We start from the raw sequence: 19,723 nt of genomic DNA on the forward strand, positions 1-19,723 counted from the left end.
AAAATCGAGTAAACCGATTTTAGAAAACTACATTAGAAATAAGGTAGGATTAGATAATCTTGAATCCTAGGGTTAAGTTCCATGATTTGGGAGCTTTTATATCGTCCCCGAATTTCTTTAATCCGAATTCGTAGTCAATGTCGAAAGTTACTTTCCAAACGTCAACTCCGGCTCCGATTTTCCCGTTCCACATCATTTTATCCGTGTTGAAGTCCTTTTTTAAATCCTTGGTCACGAAGGAAGCAACGGGACCCGCAAATCCACGCAATTTGAATACGGGGAGTTTAAGGATGTTATATCCAACCATAACAGGAATGTCGATGGAGCTGTATTTGAATTTCCCGATGGAACCGATTTCGCCATTAATTTTACTTTCTTTGTGAGCAAAGTTCAAGGCGGGTTCAAGATAAATACTTCCCAGATTGATACGGGCGAAAGCTCCAATCATATATCCCCCGTGGGAATCTACTTTCAAGTGTTTTGCACTGATTTTCGTATCATTCCATCCCGCATGTATACCAAAATTAATTGGGAGTGATTGGGCCATTGTTGCAAGGCCGATAAGGCTGAATAATGCCAATACTACAATTTTCTTCATACTGTTCTTTTTGTTTTAAATAATTGACTTTGTTTAGTTATTATATTCTATTCGTTTGAATTCCGAAAGGATGATACCTGTGGCAACTCCCACGTTCAGGGATTCTGTCGAATAAAGACTGTGTGCAAAACTGGGAATTGTTATTTTGTGGTCCACCAGTTGTTCGATACCCGCGGTAATTCCGTTTCCCTCGTTTCCCATGACGATAAATCCCTTGGTTTGGAGGTTCATCTGGTAGATGTTTTCTCCTTCCAGAAATGTCCCGTAACAGGGAAAGTCCGGGTTCGTGAACCGGGGGATAAAACTGACAAGATCCAAGTAAAAAACGTTCACCCGGAATATTGCACCCATGCTTGCTTGAACGGATTTCGGGTTAAAAATGTTTGCACAATCGTGATCGCAAAATATGTTCCGGATACCGAACCAGTCGCAAACCCGGAGTATCGTGCCGATGTTGCCGGGATCTTGAATACCGTTGAGAATCACTGAAAGCGAGTCTTTTATCTCCTCCGGGTTGTATGTTTTAACGGGGATTTCGGCTAATGCAATGACTTCCGGTAGGGATTTGAAATTGGAAATACGTCCCATCTCGATCTCGTTTACCTCGATCGTGTTGCATTTTTTCACATGTTGTTGATTACTTTCGATCCACGAGGGACGGGCAATCAATGAATCTATTTTCATGTCAGAGAGGAGTAATTCCTGTACGAGTTTATCTCCTTCTACCTTGTATAAATTATATTTTTCCCTGAATTTCTTTTTTTCAAGGTTTTGAATTACATTTGTTAGGTGTTTGCTAAGCATCATTTTTAAGCTTGCTGGTTAAAATAAAACACAAACATAGTATTTTTTTGAGATTTTTGAGCATGCGGGTAGCGTACAAGATAAGTTTTATTTTTTTTATATTCTTCATTTTTTATTCGTGTTCACCGACGAAGTATGTCGGGAAAGACGAGTATTTGCTGGATCGTGTGAAGGTAAAAGTGGATGATTATAAGCTTAATCGGTCTGATTTGAAACGAAATATCCGACAAAAACCGAATACCCGGATTTTGGGGGTTGCCCGTTTTCATCTGGGATTATATAATTTAAGCGGGAGGAATGAAAAAAAGAAATTTAACCAATGGTTACGACGTATCGGGGAGGCTCCCGTTATTTACGATCCTTTCATGACGCAACGAAGTGCCAGCCAGATTGAATTGTATCTCCATAATAAAGGGTTTTATAGTGCGGAAGTGTCAGATACGATCTTTTATAAGAAAAGGAAGGCGTTTGTGGAATACCACGTGAAAGTGGGACCTGTTACCCGGATTCAGGAAATGCGATTTGACGATAAGGAGGGGGGACGGGTAAACCAGATCGCCGAGGAAAGCGGGTTGATGGCCAATTTCCGACGGGATACGGTGAATTCTCTTTTGGAGAAAGACGCTCCATTGGATCTTGACGTTCTAGATGATGAACGGGAACGAATCACGAAGATGCTCCGGGAAAAAGGTTATTTCAATTTTTCAAAGAATTTTATCCAGTTTTTTGCCGATACAACAAGCGCGGCTAAAGAAAATATGGCCAAAGTTTTCGTACGGGTGATTGAGAACGCCGTGGATAGCAACGCTTACAGGCGTTATTTCGTGCGGAATATCAGCGTGAATTTTGATTATGATCCGCTGATGACAGCGGGACGGGTGGATTCTACGTATAATACTTTGTATTATAACGGTTATAATATTCTGTACAAGGGGAAATTAAAAATAAAGCCCAAGATGATTATCGAAACCATCCAGTTGCAGCAGATGGAATTGTACGATGCCCGGCGGGTGATTGATACTTATGTACGATTGCAGGCGCTGAATCTTTTCAAGATGGTGAATATTGATTTTAAAGAGGTGGAGTCGGATGGAGACGTGAAAGCCTTGGATTGCGTGATCCAGTTGTCACCCGTGAAGAGGCAATCCTATAATGTGTTCTTGGAGGGTACGCATAATTCGGGCAACATGGGAGTGGGAGGTAATTTTACTTATAACCATCGTAACGTGTTCCGTGCGGGAGAGAATATTTCGGCCAGTATTTGGGGAAGTTTGCGGAAAGAACAGGTCAATGGAGAGGGAAAAATATTTAATACTTCGGAAATCGGAGCTGAATTGAAACTTGTGACCCCGCAGTTTTGGATGCCGTTTTTCAAGATGAAAGATTTCCGGCGGAATTATGCTCCGAAGACTTCGATTTCTTTTTCGTATAGCTATGAATATACCCCGTATTATACCCGTTCGATTGCTAATGCCCGTTTCGGTTATTTATGGCGGAAAGCGAATAAAAAGTGGAGGTACAATTTTGATTTGATTGATTTGAACTACGTGTTGATGAAGGATGTGGACCAGAATTTTATCGATGGTTTGAAAAACGAGTATATCAAAAATGCCTACACGGACCATATGATCCTTTCTGCCGTTTTCTCTGCCACTTATACGGATCAGCAGGTGAACGTGAAAACGGCAAATTATAGTTATTTTCGGGTGAACACGGAAACTTCAGGGAATTTTCTTTCCGTTATAGATGGAATTGCCGGGAGTAAAAGTTCCGCGAGTGGAACGTTAAATGAAAAGTATTACAAAATTTTCGGGGTAAGGTATGCGCAATTTGTGAAAGCAGATGCTGAATATCGTTATAACTGGTATATCAACCGGGCGAACTCGCTCGTGGGACGTCTTTTCGTGGGGTGTGGTTACCCGTATGGAAACATGAAGGTTTTGCCTTTTGAGGAGGCGTATTATGGGGGTGGGGCAAATGACATCCGGGCTTGGCAGGCTAGGACGTTAGGTCCCGGTTCTTATCTGGCCACGGAGAAATACCCGAATAGTGTGGGGGATTTCAAATTGGCGGGAAATATTGAATACCGTTTCAAGTTGATTTGGTTGTTGGAGGGAGCATTGTTCGTGGATGCCGGAAACGTGTGGAATATAAACCCGAAAGAAAATCGTTTCGGGGCGAAACTGAATTACAATTTCTTTAACCAGATTGCTATCGGCACGGGGGCGGGTTTGAGGTTGAACGCTAATTTCTTTTTGTTACGTTTTGATTTGGGAATCAAGGTGAAAGATCCTTCCATGCCCGTGGGAAATCGTTTCGTGTTATTTGATTCACGGGGAGGATTCCGACGCTCCGTGTTTAACGTGGCGATCGGGTACCCGTTCTAGGTCATGTTAATCTTATACTAATAAAAATAAAAATAATAGTTATGTTTTAATAGATAATTTATATCTTTGGAACGTAATTTTATTGAAGATACAAGGCGTTTAAAGAATTATCCGTGTTCAGGAAATCCCCAATTTCAATACTACAATGGATAATGCAGACAACGTCCCTCGTGCTATATCGTATACTCATTTGATTATATTATATAGGCGTGGGGCTTTATGTATTTACTTGTAGTGAGTATGGGGATACTTCTGGACGGTAATACTAAAAGTTCCCACGCTTAACCTTATATGGATTCAACCCATGGGAACAGGGTTGTTGTATATTTGAGTTTTATGAAAATTATGAAATTGAAAAAAGAAATTATCATTGTCCCCAGATTTACACTTCTTATCCGTCATTGTTTTAAAGACACGCTTGATTTTCACTTCTTCTCGTCGATCACTTCATTTTTGTCATTTTCTCTATTTCTCATTGCGCAAACAATATGCCAAAATAGAGGTTTCATTCATGTTAATAGATGAAGAGACATTCCAGAGAAGAGGATTTTCGGATGTTATTTTTTGTTTTATCGAAGGAAATCCGGGAGCTGAAGCGTGGTTTACAAGGAGATTCTTGGGAATTCGTTCTCAGTAGAATAGAGGATATTGAAAAAGAACTGGATCTTATGTTGACTTTTTTACAGGTGGAAGAGGACAAAAAGACATAAGATTCTTTTTACTTGACGATATGTCACGACTTTATAGAAGTATGAAACAGTAATTAAATTTTAAGTTGATAATGGATAAGCGAATAGAATATGCCGTGAATGAGTTAATAAATGCGGAGTTATGGTCTGCGAACTTGTATTTGTCGTTACAAGTTTATTTCGAAGAACAACAACTGGCAGAACTGGCTTCTTGGGTAAATTTGCAATCTCAGGATAATATGAGCAGGATTTGTCGGATGATTGAATCTATTTATCGTTCAAAGGGAAGTGTTCTGATTCGGGAAATGAAACGGGATGCGTGGGATTGGAATAATACGTTACATGCCTTAAACGAATTGATCAACCATGAAAAATATATGGCGGAGCAGATTGAAATACTTTTGGTGCTTACCGAGAATGTTGATGTAGCTTTTCACGCTTTTGTCCGTGAAATATATTTGCAGAAGAGATTTACTTCTAGGATTTTTATAGAGTTACTTCATATTTTTACCCAAGAGAAGAGATGGAGATTACCCTTGAATATTGACTTGAATAATCGAGAGAATGAGGGTTAGTTGAAAGGGAATGGGAGATATGTAAACGTGCATATCTTCCACTAATCATGACATATACTTGCTGATAATGTTCGAAGTCTAAAAACTTGGTAAGTTTGGAAATAATGCCGATATTTGAACATGGCTTTTATCTTTTAGTTTTTAACTTTTAACTAATACATATGTCGTGGTTACACAAATAGTTGTATACTTGTCTTTGTTGTTACAGATCGTTGCGATGGGATTCGCTATTAGTTTGTTTAAGCGGACGAAGTTTAATGCCGCTTGGATTTTGATTTCAACGGGCTTTTTTTTGATGGCGATTTACCGGGCGATAGAATTGGTTCCCTCGATGCACCGGGGAGAGTCGGAAGAGTTGTACCAGACGAAAGTGTGGTTGTCATTTGTTATTTCGCTGGCCTTTGCTATCGGGGCATTTTATATACGGAAAGTATTCCAGTTTTTACGTCGGCTGGATGGTATACGGAGTGAGACGGAAAAGCGGGTACTGTCGGCTGTTATCCGCACGGAGGAACAGGAGCGGCAGCGTTTTGCCAAGGAGTTGCATGACGGGTTAGGGCCTTTATTAAGTGTTATAAAGATGTTGCTTTCCGGTTTCGAGGAAAAGAACTCGCCGGAGGTAAACGACAAAATCAAAGGGAACTTGAAACAAGCTGTTGATGAGGCTATCACGAGCGTGCGAGAGATTTCAGCTAATATCAGTCCTCATATATTAAATAATTTTGGTTTAAAGGATGCCACGGAGTCATTTATTCGAAAATTGCGTCCGGCTGAAGGTATTAGTATTAATTTTAAAACAAATATTGATAATCGTCGTTTTATATATAACGTGGAAGTAATCATGTACCGGGTGATTTGCGAGTTGATCAATAACACGTTGCGACATGCTAATGCCAGTAAAATCAATATTGACCTACAGTTGCAGGGTGATGTTTTGTACTTGGAATACGAGGATAATGGTATGGGGTTTGACGTGAAGCAGGCCGAAAGTGATGGCGGGATGGGATTGAGTAACATGCAGTACCGGTTGAATTCGGGAAATGGAGATATAAAGATTTCCAGCGAATCGGGCCGGGGAATGATTGCGAGGGCTTTTATAACGTGTAAGTAAATCTTGTTTTATGGATAAATTGAGAATATATCTGGTTGATGATCACAAATTGTTTAGGGAGGGGTTGAAATTATTGCTTTCGACTCAGGATTTCGTTCGACATATTTACGAGGCCTCGAACGGGAGGGAGTTTATTGAGAATTTGTCGTTTGTTGATTGTGATGTCGTGCTGATGGATATAGAGATGCCGGAGATGAATGGTATTGATGCCACGATCGAGGCGATGAAAATGAAACCCAATTTGAAGATTATTGTTCTTTCCATGTACGGGGACGAGCAGTATTATTACAAGATGATTGATGCGGGAGCAAAGGGTTTCTTGTTGAAGAACTCGGGAATTGATAAGGTGGTAACGGCTATTCGGAAGGTGGCGGAAGGGGAAAGTTTCTTCTCGGAAGAGTTGCTGGTGAATATTCTGAATAATATGCGTGATAACAAAAGCGAGACACCGGAAACCGTAGATAATGATATTTCGGAACGGGAGCTGGAAATTTTGTATCACGTGTGCAAAGGATTGTCAAATCAGGAGATTGCGGACGAATTGTTTATCAGTAAACGTACGGTAGACAAGCACCGGGCAAATCTACTCAGTAAGACTGGATGTCGGAATACGGCGGCATTGGTGATGTATGCGATTAAAAATAATATTATAGAGATATAGATGAATGGGATGATTTTTGCAGCCGGTTTAGGTACCCGGTTGCGGCCATTGACAAACGATCGCCCGAAAGCTCTGGTAGAATTGAAAGGAAAGACGCTGTTGGAACGGGTGGTCGAGAGAATGAGAGAAGTGCAGGTGGAGCGGTTAGTGATTAATATTCATCATTTCGCCGATCAGGTAGAACTCTTTCTGAAAGAGAAAGGAGATTTCGGTATGGACATCGTTTTGTCCGATGAACGAGATGAGTTACTGGATACGGGAGGAGGGGTTTTGAAGGCCCGAGAATTATTTATTCCGGGGGAACCCGTGCTTATTCATAACGTGGATATTTTAACGGACTTGGATTTGAAGGCTCTCGTTTGTCAACATGAATCACGTGAGGCATACGCCACACTGGTCGTGCAACAGGCCGTTGCAGATCGGGTATTGAAGTTTAATCACGGTATTTTGAAGGGGTGGGAGAACAAGCGAACCGGGGAGCAAAAGATCGTGGACGAAGGCTTTTACGGGGCCACGGAGTTCAATTACTGCGGGATTCAGATTCTTAGCTCGGAATATTTAAAGCATATCATTCATCAGGGAGTATTCTCTATCATCGACGAGCATCTGGCGCAGGCAAAAGAACATCCTATCGAGCTTTTCCGGCACGATGGCCGATGTCTCGACTTGGGTACCCCGGAGGCAATAAAAGAAGCGAGTAATTTTAGATTTAATGATTTTAGATTTTAGATTCCAACCACACAAGCTATCCCTTCTTTTAATCTCTCAATCTAAAATCATTAAATCTAAAATCATTAAAGGCTTCTGTTTCCCGGGATTAGTTTTATCCTGTTCGTGTCTTCGAAGAACCTGAAATACATGTAGAGTTTGTAATTGAAATCAAACCCGTAGTCCCTGTTCAGGCTGTAATCGATATAACTGTTGATTCTCGGATCTCCGGCAGCATACCTTCTGTTCCATTCGATGGCATACTGGTGATTCATACTTTGGTAATAACTTTCCGAGTGTTGACTGGCCACGTTTTGGTGACTTGCCAACCAAAAATCGAATCCCGAATCAAAAACGATCAATTCATATTGCGCTGAATCTTTTATAGCGCAACGCCCCTTTTTATTTTGGGCTACCTCTTTTTGAGATGCACAGGAGAAAAATAGGGCAAGCATAAGGAGTAAACCGAATATTCTCATCATGTTTGATTTAAGTTATGCACTACTTTCCTCTAAGGTAAGAAAAAAAAATGAAAAAACGGCTGAACCAGCCGTTTTTATCTTTATTTTATAGCGATGGTTTCAATTTCAACCATGGCACCCATCGGAAGGGCTTTTACGGCAAAAGCTGCACGGGCAGGACAATCTGTCTTGTAATATTTGGCATAGATTTCGTTCATATCAGCGAAATAAGACATATCTCCCAACAGGCAAGTTGATTTAACCACGTTGTCAAAAGTATATCCGGCTTCTTCTAGGATGTAACCGATATTTTTCAAACATTGTTCTGTTTGTTCTTTTACTCCACCTTCAACGAATTTTCCGGTGTTCACGTCAATAGGAAGTTGACCACTGATGTAAAGCGTTCCGTTTGCTTCAATTGCTTGACTGTAAGGACCGATGGCTTTCGGTGCTTTTGGTGAGTTGATTACTTTTTTCATAATGACTTTATTTTATCAATTAAAAAATAGATTTCTGTTTCTTTGTCGCGAATATAACGAAAATCGAGTTGTGATTTCTTCAAGAGGGATAAAATAAAAAACTAAAAGTTGAGACATCTGCCTCAACCTTTAGTTTTTTATCCTCAATTACAAGTATGATTAGTAATTGTTTTTCTTTTCCTCGAAATATGCTTGAGGATGAGCGCAAGCGGGACACGCTTTCGGGGCTGTTTTGCCTTCGTAAACGAAACCGCAGTTACGGCATTGCCACAGGATCACTTCGTCTCTCTCGAATACTTTACCGGCTTCCACGCGAGCTAAAAGCGTTCTGTAACGAGCCTCGTGTTCTGCCTCTACTTTCGCAATGTTACGGAATACAGCAGCGATGGCGGTAAATCCTTCTTCCTCGGCAACTTTAGCAAATTCCGGGTAGAGGTCTGACCATTCTTCATTTTCTCCTTCTGCGGCAGCTTTCAGATTCTCTGCTGTTGTTCCGATTACACCTGCGGGGTAAGATGCGGTGATTTCAACCATTCCACCTTCTAAGAATTTGAAGAATCTCTTGGCGTGTTCTTTTTCCTGTTCGGCAGTTTCCATGAATACTCCGGCGATTTGTTCGAATCCTTCTTTTTTAGCTACACTAGCGAAAAAAGTATAACGACTTCTGGCCTGTGATTCACCGGCAAATGATTTCAATAAGTTTTGTTCTGTTTTTGTTCCTTTAATGCTCATAAATTTAATCTTTTTAGTGGTCGTGTTTTGATAGCACAATAATACGACAATTTGTTTTGATAAACAAATATTTAGTTTTTATCAGATGATAGAAAATGCCTATAAAGTGTAATTTTTCTTATCTCTGATGTACTACCGTATGGCCAGTATCAAGCATTTTTTTGAATTGAATAATCCGTGATTCCCAGACTTTCATAAGTCTTCATGAGAGCTTCATCATCATCCGTGATCACGAGTAACTTATCTCCGGTATGTAGTTTGGTTTTTCCCTTGGGAACGCAATAGGAATCGTTCTTTTTGATCAAGGCTACCAACGTGTTATCCGGTAATACCAAATCCATTAATTTGTCGCCTTTTGCCAGCATGGAAGGAATGACTTCAATTTCGGACATGGCGGTTTTAATTTCTTCGGGTAGTTCGACGTTAAAGACGTTTTTACGTTCTTCAGGGGTTGACAAACCGAGTAATTTTGCCATGAAACTGACAGTTGTCCCTTGTACGACCAAAGAAAGAATGGTAATGAAGAATACCACGTTAAATATTAATGATGCGTGCTGGATGTTTGCGATTAGCGGGTACGTGGCAAAAATGATGGGGACTGCTCCGCGCAAACCGACCCATGAAACGTATGCCCGTGCTTTTGTGGTCATTTTCCGGAAGGGGAGAAGGCACCAAAATACACTTATCGGACGAGCCAGTATAATCATGAATACTCCGATAAGAATGCTTAACACCGCAACCGGGAATAATTCAGCCGGGTTTACTAAAAGGCCTAATGTGAGGAACATCACGATTTGGAATAACCATGTGATACCGTCGAAAAAGGTGGTAAGACTCTTCTTGTGTACCACTTTGTGATTTCCAACTACTAAGCCGGCTAAATAAACTGCCAGATAACCGTTACCTTTTACCAGATCTGTGAACGAGAAAATGAAAAACACGAAGGCTAATAAAAGAACGGGATATAATGATTGGTTGATGTTTAGTTTATTGATGCAGTATACTGCCAATCTTCCTAACAAGTAACCGGATACGGCACCAATGCTCATCTGCATGATGAATTGCAGTATCGTGTTACTTAAACTGCTTTCTCCGGATTGGATAATTCCGATAAGTAATATCGTTAACATATAGGCCATCGGGTCATTACTACCACTTTCCAGCTCTAGCATGGGGCGTAAATTCTCTTTTAGTCCTTGTCGTTTTGAACGGAGGATCGAGAACACGGATGCGGAATCGGTAGATGACATGACGGAGGCGAGTAACAATGATTCTGTGAAATTTAGGGTGACGAAACTATTTTCGAGATTCGTGATATAATAGATAAAATAACCCGTGAGAAAGGCCGTAAACATGACTCCGGCCGTGGCGAGAACAATGCCTTGTCCCAGAACGGGTTTGATTTCTGCCGCACTTGTATCCATACCACCGGAAAACAATATAATACTTAATGCAATCACTCCGATAAATTGAGCGGTTTGCGGGTTGTTAAACTCGATCCCTAAACCGTCGGTTCCGAAAAGCATTCCTACTCCCAAAAAGAGAAGTAAAGCGGGTACTCCGAAACGGAAACCTGCTTTTCCGACAACGATACTAATAAATAATAGGATAGATCCAATAAGTAATATATTTCCGGCATTTAGAATCATAAGTGTTTAATTTTAAAGGGTTATTTATCTAGTTTGAGCCTCCTTCTCGCTTGGCGTGGTTTTTCTTTTTTACGAAAGAACGGCCACTAGGTTTTCGTCCTCTGCCTTTTGACGAGCCATGTTCGAATGCTTTCGGATTGTATTCCGGTGCCGGTCCCAAGTAGGCGGGGAGCGGTATCTTGTAAATCGTTTCTTCAATAAATTGCTCTATGCGATGAAACTTTCCTTGTTCCGCCCCGGAGACAAAGGTCAAGGCAACACCTTCTGCGCTGGCTCTCGCTGTTCGTCCGATACGGTGAATATAATCTTCCGGATCATGGGGAACGTCAAAGTTGATTACCAATCCAATCTCATCAATATCTATACCACGGGATACGATGTCGGTGGCAACGAGTATATCTATTTTATTATTTTTAAAATCCATCATAACAGATTCCCGTTCTGACTGCTCCAAGTCGGAGTGCATGGCTGCTACATTGAATTTTTTACGTTTTAAGGTGAAGGCGAGGTCTTTTACTTTTTGTTTGGAAGAGGCGAAGATTAGCGTTTTGTGTAAGACCGGTTTGCTGAAAAGTTCTTCAATGATACCCATTTTCTGGCTTTCGTGGCAGATGTAGGCGGCTTGCATGATGGCTTCGTTGGGTTTGGATACCGCCACGTTGATTTCTACCGGGTCTCGAAGTACGTTTTGGGCTAACTGCCGTATCTTCGGGGGCATCGTGGCCGAGAAGAGTATGGTTTGTCGGTCTTTGGGCAGTTTGTTCACGATTTGCATGATGTCGTCAAAAAATCCCATATCCAGCATCCGGTCGGCCTCGTCAAGGATAAAGTATTTTACTTGCGAAAGGTCCACATCGCTATGTTGCAGATGCGCGATCAACCGTCCCGGTGTTGCGATGGCAACATCCGCACCCAGACGCAATGCTTTTTTCTGTTGATCCCATAAACTTCCGTCACCACCCCCATAGACGACTACTGTCGAAACAGGGAGAAAATAAGAAAATCCCTCGAATTGTACATCTATTTGTTGGGCTAATTCCCGGGTGGGAGCCATGATCACAGCTTTTACCGTATCCGATCGGTTCTCTTCTTTGATTAATCGATTTAAAATCGGAAGGGTGTAAGCGGCTGTTTTTCCAGTGCCTGTCTGTGCGCAGGCGATTAAATCTTTTCCCTCTAAGATAACAGGGATCGTTAATTCTTGTATAGGGGTTGTTTCCTGAAAATTCATGGCATCTAATCCTTGCAACAATGAATCCTCTAGTTCCAGCTCGTCAAATCTCATCTTTTATATCTCTACTATTCTTTATTTTTAATGCTGCCTTTTTCCTGTTTTAAAGTACAGCGGCAGGAGAAAATTACACATAAATCTATCATCGTGTCAATCCCTTCTGTTTGTTGCAAAGTTAAAAAAAATATTTTATTCCCATTCACTCGTGGAATCTTTTAATTCCGGGATGAACGAGGACTTGAATATGATATTTTTCTTCCTGATACGGCGTTGACGGTTGTAGTCCTGTAATGCTTTCAAGGCGATTTTACCCAGTAATACGATTGCGATCAAGTTGGTTATAGCCATGATTGCCATGAATAGATCGGCAATATTCCACACGAGATCTAGGGCGGCGATTGATCCGAACATGACCATTCCCCCCACGATAATTCGGTAAAGTTGTAAATAGGTTTTATTCTTGGATATGAAAAATAAGTTTGTTTCACAGTATGAATAGTTACCCACGATGGAACTGAAAGCAAACAGAAGTATACAAATAGCGATAAATTGTCCTCCCACGCTTCCGATCTGGTGAGACAGGGCCATTTGTGTCAGATGGATTCCTTTCACCGAGCCGTCTAGCGGAACGTCCGAAAGTAGGATAATGAGTGCTGTGCAGCTACAAATGATCAGCGTGTCGGTGAAAACACTGAGTGCTTGGATTAATCCTTGTTTCACCGGGTGAGAGACGGTTGCCGTTGCGGCAGCATTTGGGGCAGACCCCATACCCGCTTCATTTGAGAAAAGTCCTCGCCGGACACCTTGCATGATGACGGCTCCTAAACCCCCGCTTGCGAATTGTTCGAATCCGAATGCGTTCGTAAAAATAGAACCAATGACATGGGGTAATGTTCCGAGATGCGTGAACAGGATGAAAGCGGCAAGTAGAATGTATGCGATAGCCATGAGGGGGACGATAATCCCGGATATAACGGCGATCCGGTGAATTCCACCGAATATGACCAGTAGGGTGAACAGGGTTAGAATGATTCCCAGCCAGACACGGCTTGTACCGAAGACTTCATGAAATGCCAAGGTAACGGTATTTGCCTGTACCGAGTTGAATACAAGTCCGAAGGTGATGGTAATGATGACTGCAAAAAGAATACCTAACCATCGTTTTTTCAAACCTTTTTCCATGTAAAAGGCGGGTCCCCCGATGAACGAGCGGTCTCCTTTAACTTTATATATTTGGGCTAATGTGGATTCGATGAAGGCAGAGGCAGAACCGATAAGCGCTATAAGCCACATCCAAAATATAGCTCCCGGTCCTCCCAAGGCTAGAGCTGTAGCCACACCCGCTAGATTACCTGTACCAACTCGCGAAGCGGTTGCAATGCAAAATGCTTGAAAAGAAGAAACCGAGTTCTTGTGGTTCCCGCTTGCTATTCCGTCACCGAGCAGCCGGAACATTTCCCGGATATTCCGGAATTGTACGAATCTACTCTTGAAGGTAAAGTAGACCCCGATACAGATGAGCAGGGCTATTAATATATAGGTCCAGATAAAATCATTGGTTACTATAATCCAGTTGTTTAAATTTTCCATAACCGCATTACGTATTTAAATTACGAGTTTAAAGAAAAAGTTCACACCATTCCTCGAAACGGGCGGCTGTTTCTTCGCCGTAAAAGGCCATTTCTGCTCGGATTTTGCCTAGTTTCTTTTCCCGGGTTAAATTGGTTTTCGAATAAAATTTATCGGCAAAAGCGATTAGTTTTTCTTCAAGCGTAACGGGGAGCATATCTCGTTGGGGTAAAGGTAAATGATTCTCCTTGATCATTTCAAGTGATATGCCGGCTCCCGTGTGTCGTTCACATACTAGAGCATGGCGAGGAAGGCCTTCCTCGCGGAGTAGATCGGCTCCCAGATAACCGTGGCAGATGTAGGGATGTTCTCCGAAACAACCGATGTCCGGGGCCTTCGTGAGAAAAATCCCGATGTCGTGGAGCATGGCAGCCTCTTGAATGAAGGGAATGTCCAGATCCATTTCGGGATGTCGGATAGCCAGTGATTGTGCTTTATCTCGAACAAGTTGGCTATGTATGAGGAGGGATTGCCCGGCGAGGGAATCCAACGTGTAATATTTACGAATAATATCTAATGGGTTTATCATTATTTGTTCTTTTTTTTAAACTTGCAAATATAGATGTTTGCTCGTGAAAATGTCATGACTGGTTTATTATAAATATTCCGGGTTATTTGTAACGAGCCCCGACGGTTCTCCAGTCTATAATTGTCCATAATTTTTCGATGTGTTCCGGACGGCGATTCTGGTAATCAAGGTAATAAGCGTGTTCCCAAACGTCGATCCCTAGTATCGGAGTGTAACCTTTGGTAATTGGGTTCCCGGCGTTGCTCTCGGAGAAAATGTATAGTTTCCCTTTTTTGTCCTTTGCGAGCCATACCCATCCGGACCCGAATAACGAGGTGGTGGCAGCCGAGAACTCCTTTTTGAAATTATCGAATGAACCCCATTCTTTTTCTATGGCAGCAAGTAGCGCTCCTGATGGGGTATGTTCTGCTTTCGGAGAGAACGAATTGAAATAGATGATATGGTTCAGCGCTTGTGCTGCGTTGTTAAATATCGCTCCGGTGGAGTTCTTGACGATGGTTTCAAGATCACAGTTCTCGAATGGTGTCCCCACGATCAATTTATTCAGGTTATCAATGTAGGTTTTCAGATGTTTACCATGATGTAGTTTTATGGTGGTTTCACTGATAACGGGTGCTAGGGCATTTGTTTCGTAAGGTAAAGGCGGGAGGGAAAATTTCTCTTTTGTTGTTTGTTGTTGAGCCCACAATGCCCCGCTTGTCGTGACGAGAAGGGCAACTATCCATATCTTTTTGAATGCTTGTTTTGTTTTCATCTTCTATTTTTCTTTTAAAGTTTATGTCATTTACGAATAAAAGTACATTTTGGTTATTAAAAAGTCCTATAACTTTTATAATTTTGACCGTTTTTATGAAAGAGAGCGGTGGGGAACAAATGTGCAATTTCAAAATTTGAGTATATGATCAGGATAAATGTTACAATAGAGGTGAAGAGTGAGGTTCGCGCTCAGGTCATGGAACTTTTGCGTGAGATGTCTGAATTGTCAAGACAAGAAAAGGGGTGTATCGGGTACGAAATATTTGAAAATAGTCGTTTGAATAACGTGTTGATGATCGTGGAGACATGGGAAAATGAAGCTTTGTTGGCTATTCATAAAGAAAGCGACCATTTCGTGAGGATTATTCCGCGAGTGCGGGAGCTGGCAACGGAAATGTGTAGCCAGAAATTTACGGATATGCTTCCATAAGCGCAAGAAGACATTTTATCACTCGTTAAAAATATTCGTAAAAAAATCACTAAAAAGAGAACCTTTTCATGTTTCAGTTCGTTAAATTAGGTACGAACATAAAAATTAAAGAATATGAAACATGAAACTTCAAATCTATTGATAGGGCTAGGTATTGGCGCTGTTGTAGGAGTTGCTGTCGGTTATTTAATGGTAGCTGATAATCGTAAAAAATTAGCGGAAGAATTCGATCATGCCGTGTCTAAAGTGAAGGAAGAGGTGAAGGAGGTTTATTCAAAAGCAAAAAACAAGGCCGAAAACGTGAAAGAACACGTGACCGAGGATGTCAATCATGTAGCTGAAAAGGTTGCGGGGAAGACAGCTACGGAAACGAAGTAATAGCTTATGGAGAATATTGCCGAGAAGACGTTCGCTGAGTTGAAAGAGGATATTTCAACTTACGTGGAATTGAGGCTAGAGCTATTAAAATTGAATACATACGAAAGGGTTGCTAAGACAATGGCAGTCTTTTCGTATGGTATTGTTTTGGTTTTATTGGCTTTTTTTGCCATTTTATTTTTGTTCTTGGCGTTAGGTTTTTTCTTGGGAGAATTATTGGGTAGCATGGCTTTGGGATTCGTGTTGGTGGTTGGGATGTACCTGTTGTTGTTCGGTATAACGATGTTTTTCAAGAGAAAGATCACGTCCAAGGTGATGAACGAGATTATAACAGCAATGATGAGTAAGGATGAAAAGGATAATGAGGAGACAACCGACCCCGCTGGACATGTTGATGGCGGAACAGCGCCGGGTGCGTGAGAGTTGCCGGGTGCAGGAACAGAAAATAAACGAGGATTTTAAGTTCATACATGATCATTCCGGGCGGATTTTGTTTGCCGGGATTTCTTCTTTGTTTTTTTCTAAACGAAGAGAAAACGGGAAGAATGACGGGGGAGAAGAGGCGGAAGGACAAATCCCGATGTTGGGAATGATGTTTAAAAATATTTCGCCCTTGTTGTGGGAGGCCGCTTTGCCAATCCTTTTGCGTTGGGGATTGGGGCGAGTTGGTAATTTGTTTAAAAAACGCCCCAAATGATAAAAGTTTAAAATTTAGAGTTTAAAATTTAGAATGAAATCAAAAAGCGTTGGCCTTGTGCGGTTGGAATCTAAAATCTAAAATTAATAAGGCCTTGTGTGGCTGGAATCTAAAATTTAGAATCTAAAATCTAAAATAAACGACGAGTTTTTGTATCTTTGTGTCCTCTATTCGGGTTATATTTCTGAAAATAGTGGGTCAATCACGGCCATTCCATCAAGAGGTGTTTTATTTTAATAGAAGGAGGATAAAGAGTTATGTCGAGTATTAATGCATCGCAGGTTTTGGAGACAAAGCCAGTCGGCAAGTTATTGTTACAGTATTCAATCCCTGCAATCATCGGGATGACGGTAACGTCATTGTATAATATTATTGATAGCGTTTTTATCGGGCATGGCGTGGGGCCGTTAGCTATATCGGGTTTAGCGATCACTTTTCCCTTGATGAACCTGATTATTGCTTTTTCGACTTTGGTGGGCATCGGGGGTGCGACAATCAGTTCGATTTATCTTGGGCAGAAAGACACGGAGAAAACAAATTCTGTCTTGGGGAACGTGTTGTTGTTATGCATGATTAATGGATTTTGTTTCGGGGGATTGACCTTGATATTCCTAGATCCGATCTTGCATTTCTTCGGGGCTAGTCCGGCGACTTTACCTTATGCCCGGGATTTTATGCAGGTTATCTTGATGGGGAATCCGATAGCTTTTACTTTTATCGGTCTGAATAACGTGATGCGAGCCACGGGGTACCCAAAGAAGGCTATGTTAAGTTCTTTACTGACCGTGTTTGCCAATATTATTTTGGCTCCGATATTTATTTTTCATTTGGATTGGGGAATCCGGGGAGCGGCATTGGCCACGGTAATCTCCCAGTCGATCGGTTTAATCTGGATCGTGAGTCACTACCTGAACAAGAACACGACGATACGTTTTAAGCCGGGGATATTTAAATTGCGAGGTCGAATAATCATGAGCATTTTTTCCATCGGGATGTCACCTTTCTTGATGAACGTGTGTGCCAGTTCGGTGGTCATTATATTGAATAACAGTTTTATGCGCTATGGCGGTGACTTGGCTATCGGAGCCTACGGAATAGTAAACCGGGTACTGACCTTGTTTATCATGATTGAGATCGGGGTGACACAGGGGATGCAGCCGGTAATTGGGTTTAATTACGGGGCACTTCTTTTTGACCGGGTGCGTAAGACTTTACGTTACGCTTTGATTGCCGGGGTTTCGATCATGACATTCGGTTTTTTATTAAGTCAGCTATTCCCTTCGGCTATCGTGGGGATGTTCACGGATAATCACGAGTTGATGGAATTATCTAAATTCGGCTTACGAGTGACTTGCCTGATGTTTCCTCTTGCGGGATGCCAGATTATTATCACGAACTTTTTTCAATCTATCGGGAAAGCTAAAGTCTCCATATTTTTGTCTCTTTCCCGACAATTACTATTTTTGATACCGTTTTTGTTAATATTGCCTCGTTTCTGGGGAATTACAGGCGTGTGGAGTAGTATGCCTATGGCAGATTTTATTTCTTTCATGACCACGATAGGTACGTTCATGTATTTTGTCAGAAAAGGGCTTTTGTTTAAAACCAATAAAATAGTGGAATGAAAATAGTTAAATTATTACTTGGCGTGTGGGTAGGGTTATGTTTTGGGGCGTGTGACAAAAAATCCGATTTTTTTACCGGGGAGGAACGGGAACGTATCGGGCATTCGGAAGAGGCGGGAATCATGCCCCTGTTTCTTGTCACAGACCGGGCCGATTCATTGTTTTTGCGTTTACAGGCAAAGGAATTCGGGAAAGAAGATATCGAGACGGAAACTTTTCGTGTTTTAAGGTCACGTATGCTTGCTACCGTGAGGGATTCTTTGAACGAGGGAGTGGGTATTGCGGCTCCTCAAGTCGGTATATCACGTCAATTAGTTGCCGTGCAGCGTTTGGATAAAGTGGGAGAGCCTTTTGAATTTTACGTGAACCCGGAAATCGTTTATTTTTCTCAAGATTCAGTTTTAGGAGAGGAAGGTTGCTTGTCGATCCCGGATCGGACGGGGGCGGTATATCGGTCTAAAGAGATTATCGTGCGCTATCGGGATGAACTTTCTTTCGAGTGGAGACAAGATACGGTGAGAGAATTTACAGCCCGTATTTTTCAACATGAGATCGATCATTTGAATGGAATCCTGTACACAGATTATCTTCTGTAAGTTTTAAGGATATAAATAATAAACGGGTTCTCGATTTTCGGGAACCCGTTTATTAAAAAAATGTCTATTCGTCGAGCGTTACGGCTCCTGAAAGAGCCACAGCCTCTTTATTACGGAAAGTCATGATCGGTGATACAGCCTCGTAAGCTGACATGATGTACTCGAAGAGTTGTGCCGTCACCAGTTTTCCGCGTTCAGCTAATGAGAGTTTCAATTTAATACCCGTGTCCTCGTCTTCTGAACTTTGTAATTCGGAGAGTTCCCCGAATTGTTTGGTTTCTAATAGATATTGCACCCGGTGCAATTCATCTGATTCGAAAAATAACTCGTAATTTTTCTCGTCCCGGTTCTTACTGAATAAAGTTGTTTTCATCTTCTTGTGTTGTGTGTGTGTATATATATATACAACGTTCCCAGCGTTGCTCTGTTTTTTATATCAAAGGATAACACTTAATCGTGTAAACATCTTGTATTAGTACAAGATACGTGCCATATTTTCGAGAAGTTTTAAATAATTAACAAACAGAGTTCATGGAAATATCGCTTGGGGTGCGATATGAATACTTCGTGTATTCCCGTGTGATCTGTTTCCTTGTTAATGGTAAGACTTTCATTTGCCTGTTTGTAGACTCCGTCCAGCATCACTCGAACCCGGCAGGGTAACTCTGATCTTGTCATGCTGACAAGTGAAGTCCGAATTAACGGGCTGGGATATTGACTCTGAAAATCAAGGCTTTGTCCCTTGTTTATGGAGTCATGTAATTGTGCTAGTTGGTAGGTCACTGCCGTATGTTGAGATTCAGTCATGATCAGTCCCATGGCAACATTACTGAGTTGTGTTACCACAAGAATAAGAATACTATGCAATATGAATCTTATCATACTTAGTGTTTGTTTCAAATTTAAAGAATATAAATTGCATTTGCAATGTTTTTCTTCTTTTTTTCTATCGATCTATATAAAAATAAGTATTTTTACTACCGGAAATTGTTTTTTTG

General features: G+C 41.4%; 24 protein-coding genes. 12 read left to right on the plus strand and 12 right to left on the minus strand.

Annotated elements, in window-relative coordinates:
- Window positions 1-49: 49 nt before the first annotated feature.
- Window positions 50-598: a porin family protein gene (locus QVC79_RS08110; RefSeq protein ID WP_124317482.1), complete on the minus strand. Its 549-nt coding sequence runs from the start codon at window positions 596-598 to the stop codon at window positions 50-52.
- A 33-nt stretch (window positions 599-631) separates the two neighbouring features.
- Window positions 632-1,405, minus strand: coding sequence for a TrmH family RNA methyltransferase (locus tag QVC79_RS08115; protein ID WP_416336073.1), 774 nt, complete (start codon window positions 1,403-1,405; stop codon window positions 632-634).
- A 44-nt stretch (window positions 1,406-1,449) separates the two neighbouring features.
- Between QVC79_RS08115 and tamL the strand changes: the two genes are divergently transcribed.
- The 6 genes from tamL (at window position 1,450) to QVC79_RS08145 (ending at window position 7,554) form a co-directional block, all read left to right on the plus strand.
- The gene (gene tamL / locus QVC79_RS08120) at window positions 1,450-3,789 is read left to right on the plus strand and encodes a translocation and assembly module lipoprotein TamL (RefSeq protein WP_270593318.1); all 2,340 of its coding nucleotides are present in this window, start codon (window positions 1,450-1,452) and stop codon (window positions 3,787-3,789) included.
- Window positions 3,790-4,310: 521 nt separating this feature from the next.
- Window positions 4,311-4,499, plus strand: a complete 189-nt coding sequence (locus QVC79_RS08125; protein ID WP_270593319.1) for a hypothetical protein — start codon at window positions 4,311-4,313, stop codon at window positions 4,497-4,499.
- A gap of 71 nt (window positions 4,500-4,570) precedes the next feature.
- Window positions 4,571-5,053 carry a ferritin-like domain-containing protein gene (locus QVC79_RS08130; protein WP_270593320.1) on the plus strand — a complete coding sequence of 161 codons (483 nt, stop codon included), beginning with the start codon at window positions 4,571-4,573 and terminating at the stop codon, window positions 5,051-5,053.
- Between the two features lie 166 nt (window positions 5,054-5,219).
- Window positions 5,220-6,164 (plus strand): sensor histidine kinase, encoded by a 945-nt coding sequence (locus QVC79_RS08135; protein WP_270593322.1) that lies wholly within the window; start codon window positions 5,220-5,222, stop codon window positions 6,162-6,164.
- A 10-nt stretch (window positions 6,165-6,174) separates the two neighbouring features.
- Window positions 6,175-6,825, plus strand: a complete 651-nt coding sequence (locus QVC79_RS08140) for a response regulator transcription factor (RefSeq protein WP_151411752.1) — start codon at window positions 6,175-6,177, stop codon at window positions 6,823-6,825.
- Complete coding sequence (locus QVC79_RS08145; RefSeq protein ID WP_229782916.1) at window positions 6,826-7,554, plus strand: nucleotidyltransferase family protein; 729 nt, start codon at window positions 6,826-6,828, stop codon at window positions 7,552-7,554.
- A 65-nt stretch (window positions 7,555-7,619) separates the two neighbouring features.
- Here the strand turns inward: QVC79_RS08145 and QVC79_RS08150 are convergent, their stop codons facing one another.
- From QVC79_RS08150 to QVC79_RS08185, 8 genes are all read right to left on the minus strand, one after another.
- Window positions 7,620-8,015, minus strand: a complete 396-nt coding sequence (locus tag QVC79_RS08150) for a DUF6146 family protein (RefSeq protein ID WP_124317928.1) — start codon at window positions 8,013-8,015, stop codon at window positions 7,620-7,622.
- 80 nt (window positions 8,016-8,095) lie between these two features.
- The gene (locus tag QVC79_RS08155) at window positions 8,096-8,473 is read right to left on the minus strand and encodes a RidA family protein (protein ID WP_124317929.1); all 378 of its coding nucleotides are present in this window, start codon (window positions 8,471-8,473) and stop codon (window positions 8,096-8,098) included.
- 159 nt (window positions 8,474-8,632) lie between these two features.
- Window positions 8,633-9,205 carry a rubrerythrin gene (gene rbr, locus QVC79_RS08160; protein WP_118449150.1) on the minus strand — a complete coding sequence of 191 codons (573 nt, stop codon included), beginning with the start codon at window positions 9,203-9,205 and terminating at the stop codon, window positions 8,633-8,635.
- A 149-nt stretch (window positions 9,206-9,354) separates the two neighbouring features.
- Entirely contained in the window at window positions 9,355-10,854 is a 1,500-nt protein-coding gene (locus QVC79_RS08165) for a potassium/proton antiporter (protein ID WP_270593326.1), read from the minus strand.
- A 28-nt stretch (window positions 10,855-10,882) separates the two neighbouring features.
- Window positions 10,883-12,139: a DEAD/DEAH box helicase gene (locus tag QVC79_RS08170; protein WP_124317931.1), complete on the minus strand. Its 1,257-nt coding sequence runs from the start codon at window positions 12,137-12,139 to the stop codon at window positions 10,883-10,885.
- Window positions 12,140-12,274: 135 nt separating this feature from the next.
- Window positions 12,275-13,675 carry an alanine/glycine:cation symporter family protein gene (locus QVC79_RS08175; RefSeq protein ID WP_270593327.1) on the minus strand — a complete coding sequence of 467 codons (1,401 nt, stop codon included), beginning with the start codon at window positions 13,673-13,675 and terminating at the stop codon, window positions 12,275-12,277.
- Between the two features lie 28 nt (window positions 13,676-13,703).
- Complete coding sequence (locus tag QVC79_RS08180; RefSeq protein ID WP_124318335.1) at window positions 13,704-14,240, minus strand: HD domain-containing protein; 537 nt, start codon at window positions 14,238-14,240, stop codon at window positions 13,704-13,706.
- A gap of 85 nt (window positions 14,241-14,325) precedes the next feature.
- Complete coding sequence (locus QVC79_RS08185; protein ID WP_270593328.1) at window positions 14,326-14,997, minus strand: superoxide dismutase; 672 nt, start codon at window positions 14,995-14,997, stop codon at window positions 14,326-14,328.
- A 144-nt stretch (window positions 14,998-15,141) separates the two neighbouring features.
- Here QVC79_RS08185 and QVC79_RS08190 point away from each other — a divergent pair, with 144 nt between their 5' ends.
- From QVC79_RS08190 to def, 6 genes are all read left to right on the plus strand, one after another.
- Window positions 15,142-15,429 (plus strand): putative quinol monooxygenase, encoded by a 288-nt coding sequence (locus QVC79_RS08190; RefSeq protein WP_270593330.1) that lies wholly within the window; start codon window positions 15,142-15,144, stop codon window positions 15,427-15,429.
- Between the two features lie 114 nt (window positions 15,430-15,543).
- Window positions 15,544-15,807 (plus strand): YtxH domain-containing protein, encoded by a 264-nt coding sequence (locus QVC79_RS08195; RefSeq protein WP_124318049.1) that lies wholly within the window; start codon window positions 15,544-15,546, stop codon window positions 15,805-15,807.
- Between the two features lie 6 nt (window positions 15,808-15,813).
- A complete protein-coding gene (locus QVC79_RS08200; RefSeq protein WP_027201127.1) occupies window positions 15,814-16,227 on the plus strand; it encodes a phage holin family protein in 414 nt (137 codons plus the stop codon).
- On the plus strand, window positions 16,169-16,504 hold the full coding sequence (locus QVC79_RS08205; protein ID WP_270593331.1) for a hypothetical protein: 336 nt from the start codon (window positions 16,169-16,171) through the stop codon (window positions 16,502-16,504). Before QVC79_RS08200 ends, QVC79_RS08205 begins: the two co-directional genes overlap by 59 nt.
- A gap of 257 nt (window positions 16,505-16,761) precedes the next feature.
- Window positions 16,762-18,129, plus strand: coding sequence for an MATE family efflux transporter (locus QVC79_RS08210; RefSeq protein WP_270593332.1), 1,368 nt, complete (start codon window positions 16,762-16,764; stop codon window positions 18,127-18,129).
- The gene (def, locus tag QVC79_RS08215; protein WP_221230315.1) at window positions 18,126-18,725 is read left to right on the plus strand and encodes a peptide deformylase; all 600 of its coding nucleotides are present in this window, start codon (window positions 18,126-18,128) and stop codon (window positions 18,723-18,725) included. The genes QVC79_RS08210 and def overlap by 4 nt, the downstream gene beginning before the upstream one ends.
- Window positions 18,726-18,789: 64 nt before the next feature.
- Here the strand turns inward: def and QVC79_RS08220 are convergent, their stop codons facing one another.
- Window positions 18,790-19,098: a hypothetical protein gene (locus QVC79_RS08220; RefSeq protein ID WP_027201130.1), complete on the minus strand. Its 309-nt coding sequence runs from the start codon at window positions 19,096-19,098 to the stop codon at window positions 18,790-18,792.
- A gap of 134 nt (window positions 19,099-19,232) precedes the next feature.
- The gene (locus QVC79_RS08225) at window positions 19,233-19,607 is read right to left on the minus strand and encodes a hypothetical protein (protein WP_270593335.1); all 375 of its coding nucleotides are present in this window, start codon (window positions 19,605-19,607) and stop codon (window positions 19,233-19,235) included.
- Window positions 19,608-19,723: the final 116 nt, after the last annotated feature.

This window comes from Butyricimonas sp. (assembly GCF_019423355.1).
GTDB classification, from domain to species: Bacteria; Bacteroidota; Bacteroidia; order Bacteroidales; family Marinifilaceae; genus Butyricimonas; species Butyricimonas faecihominis.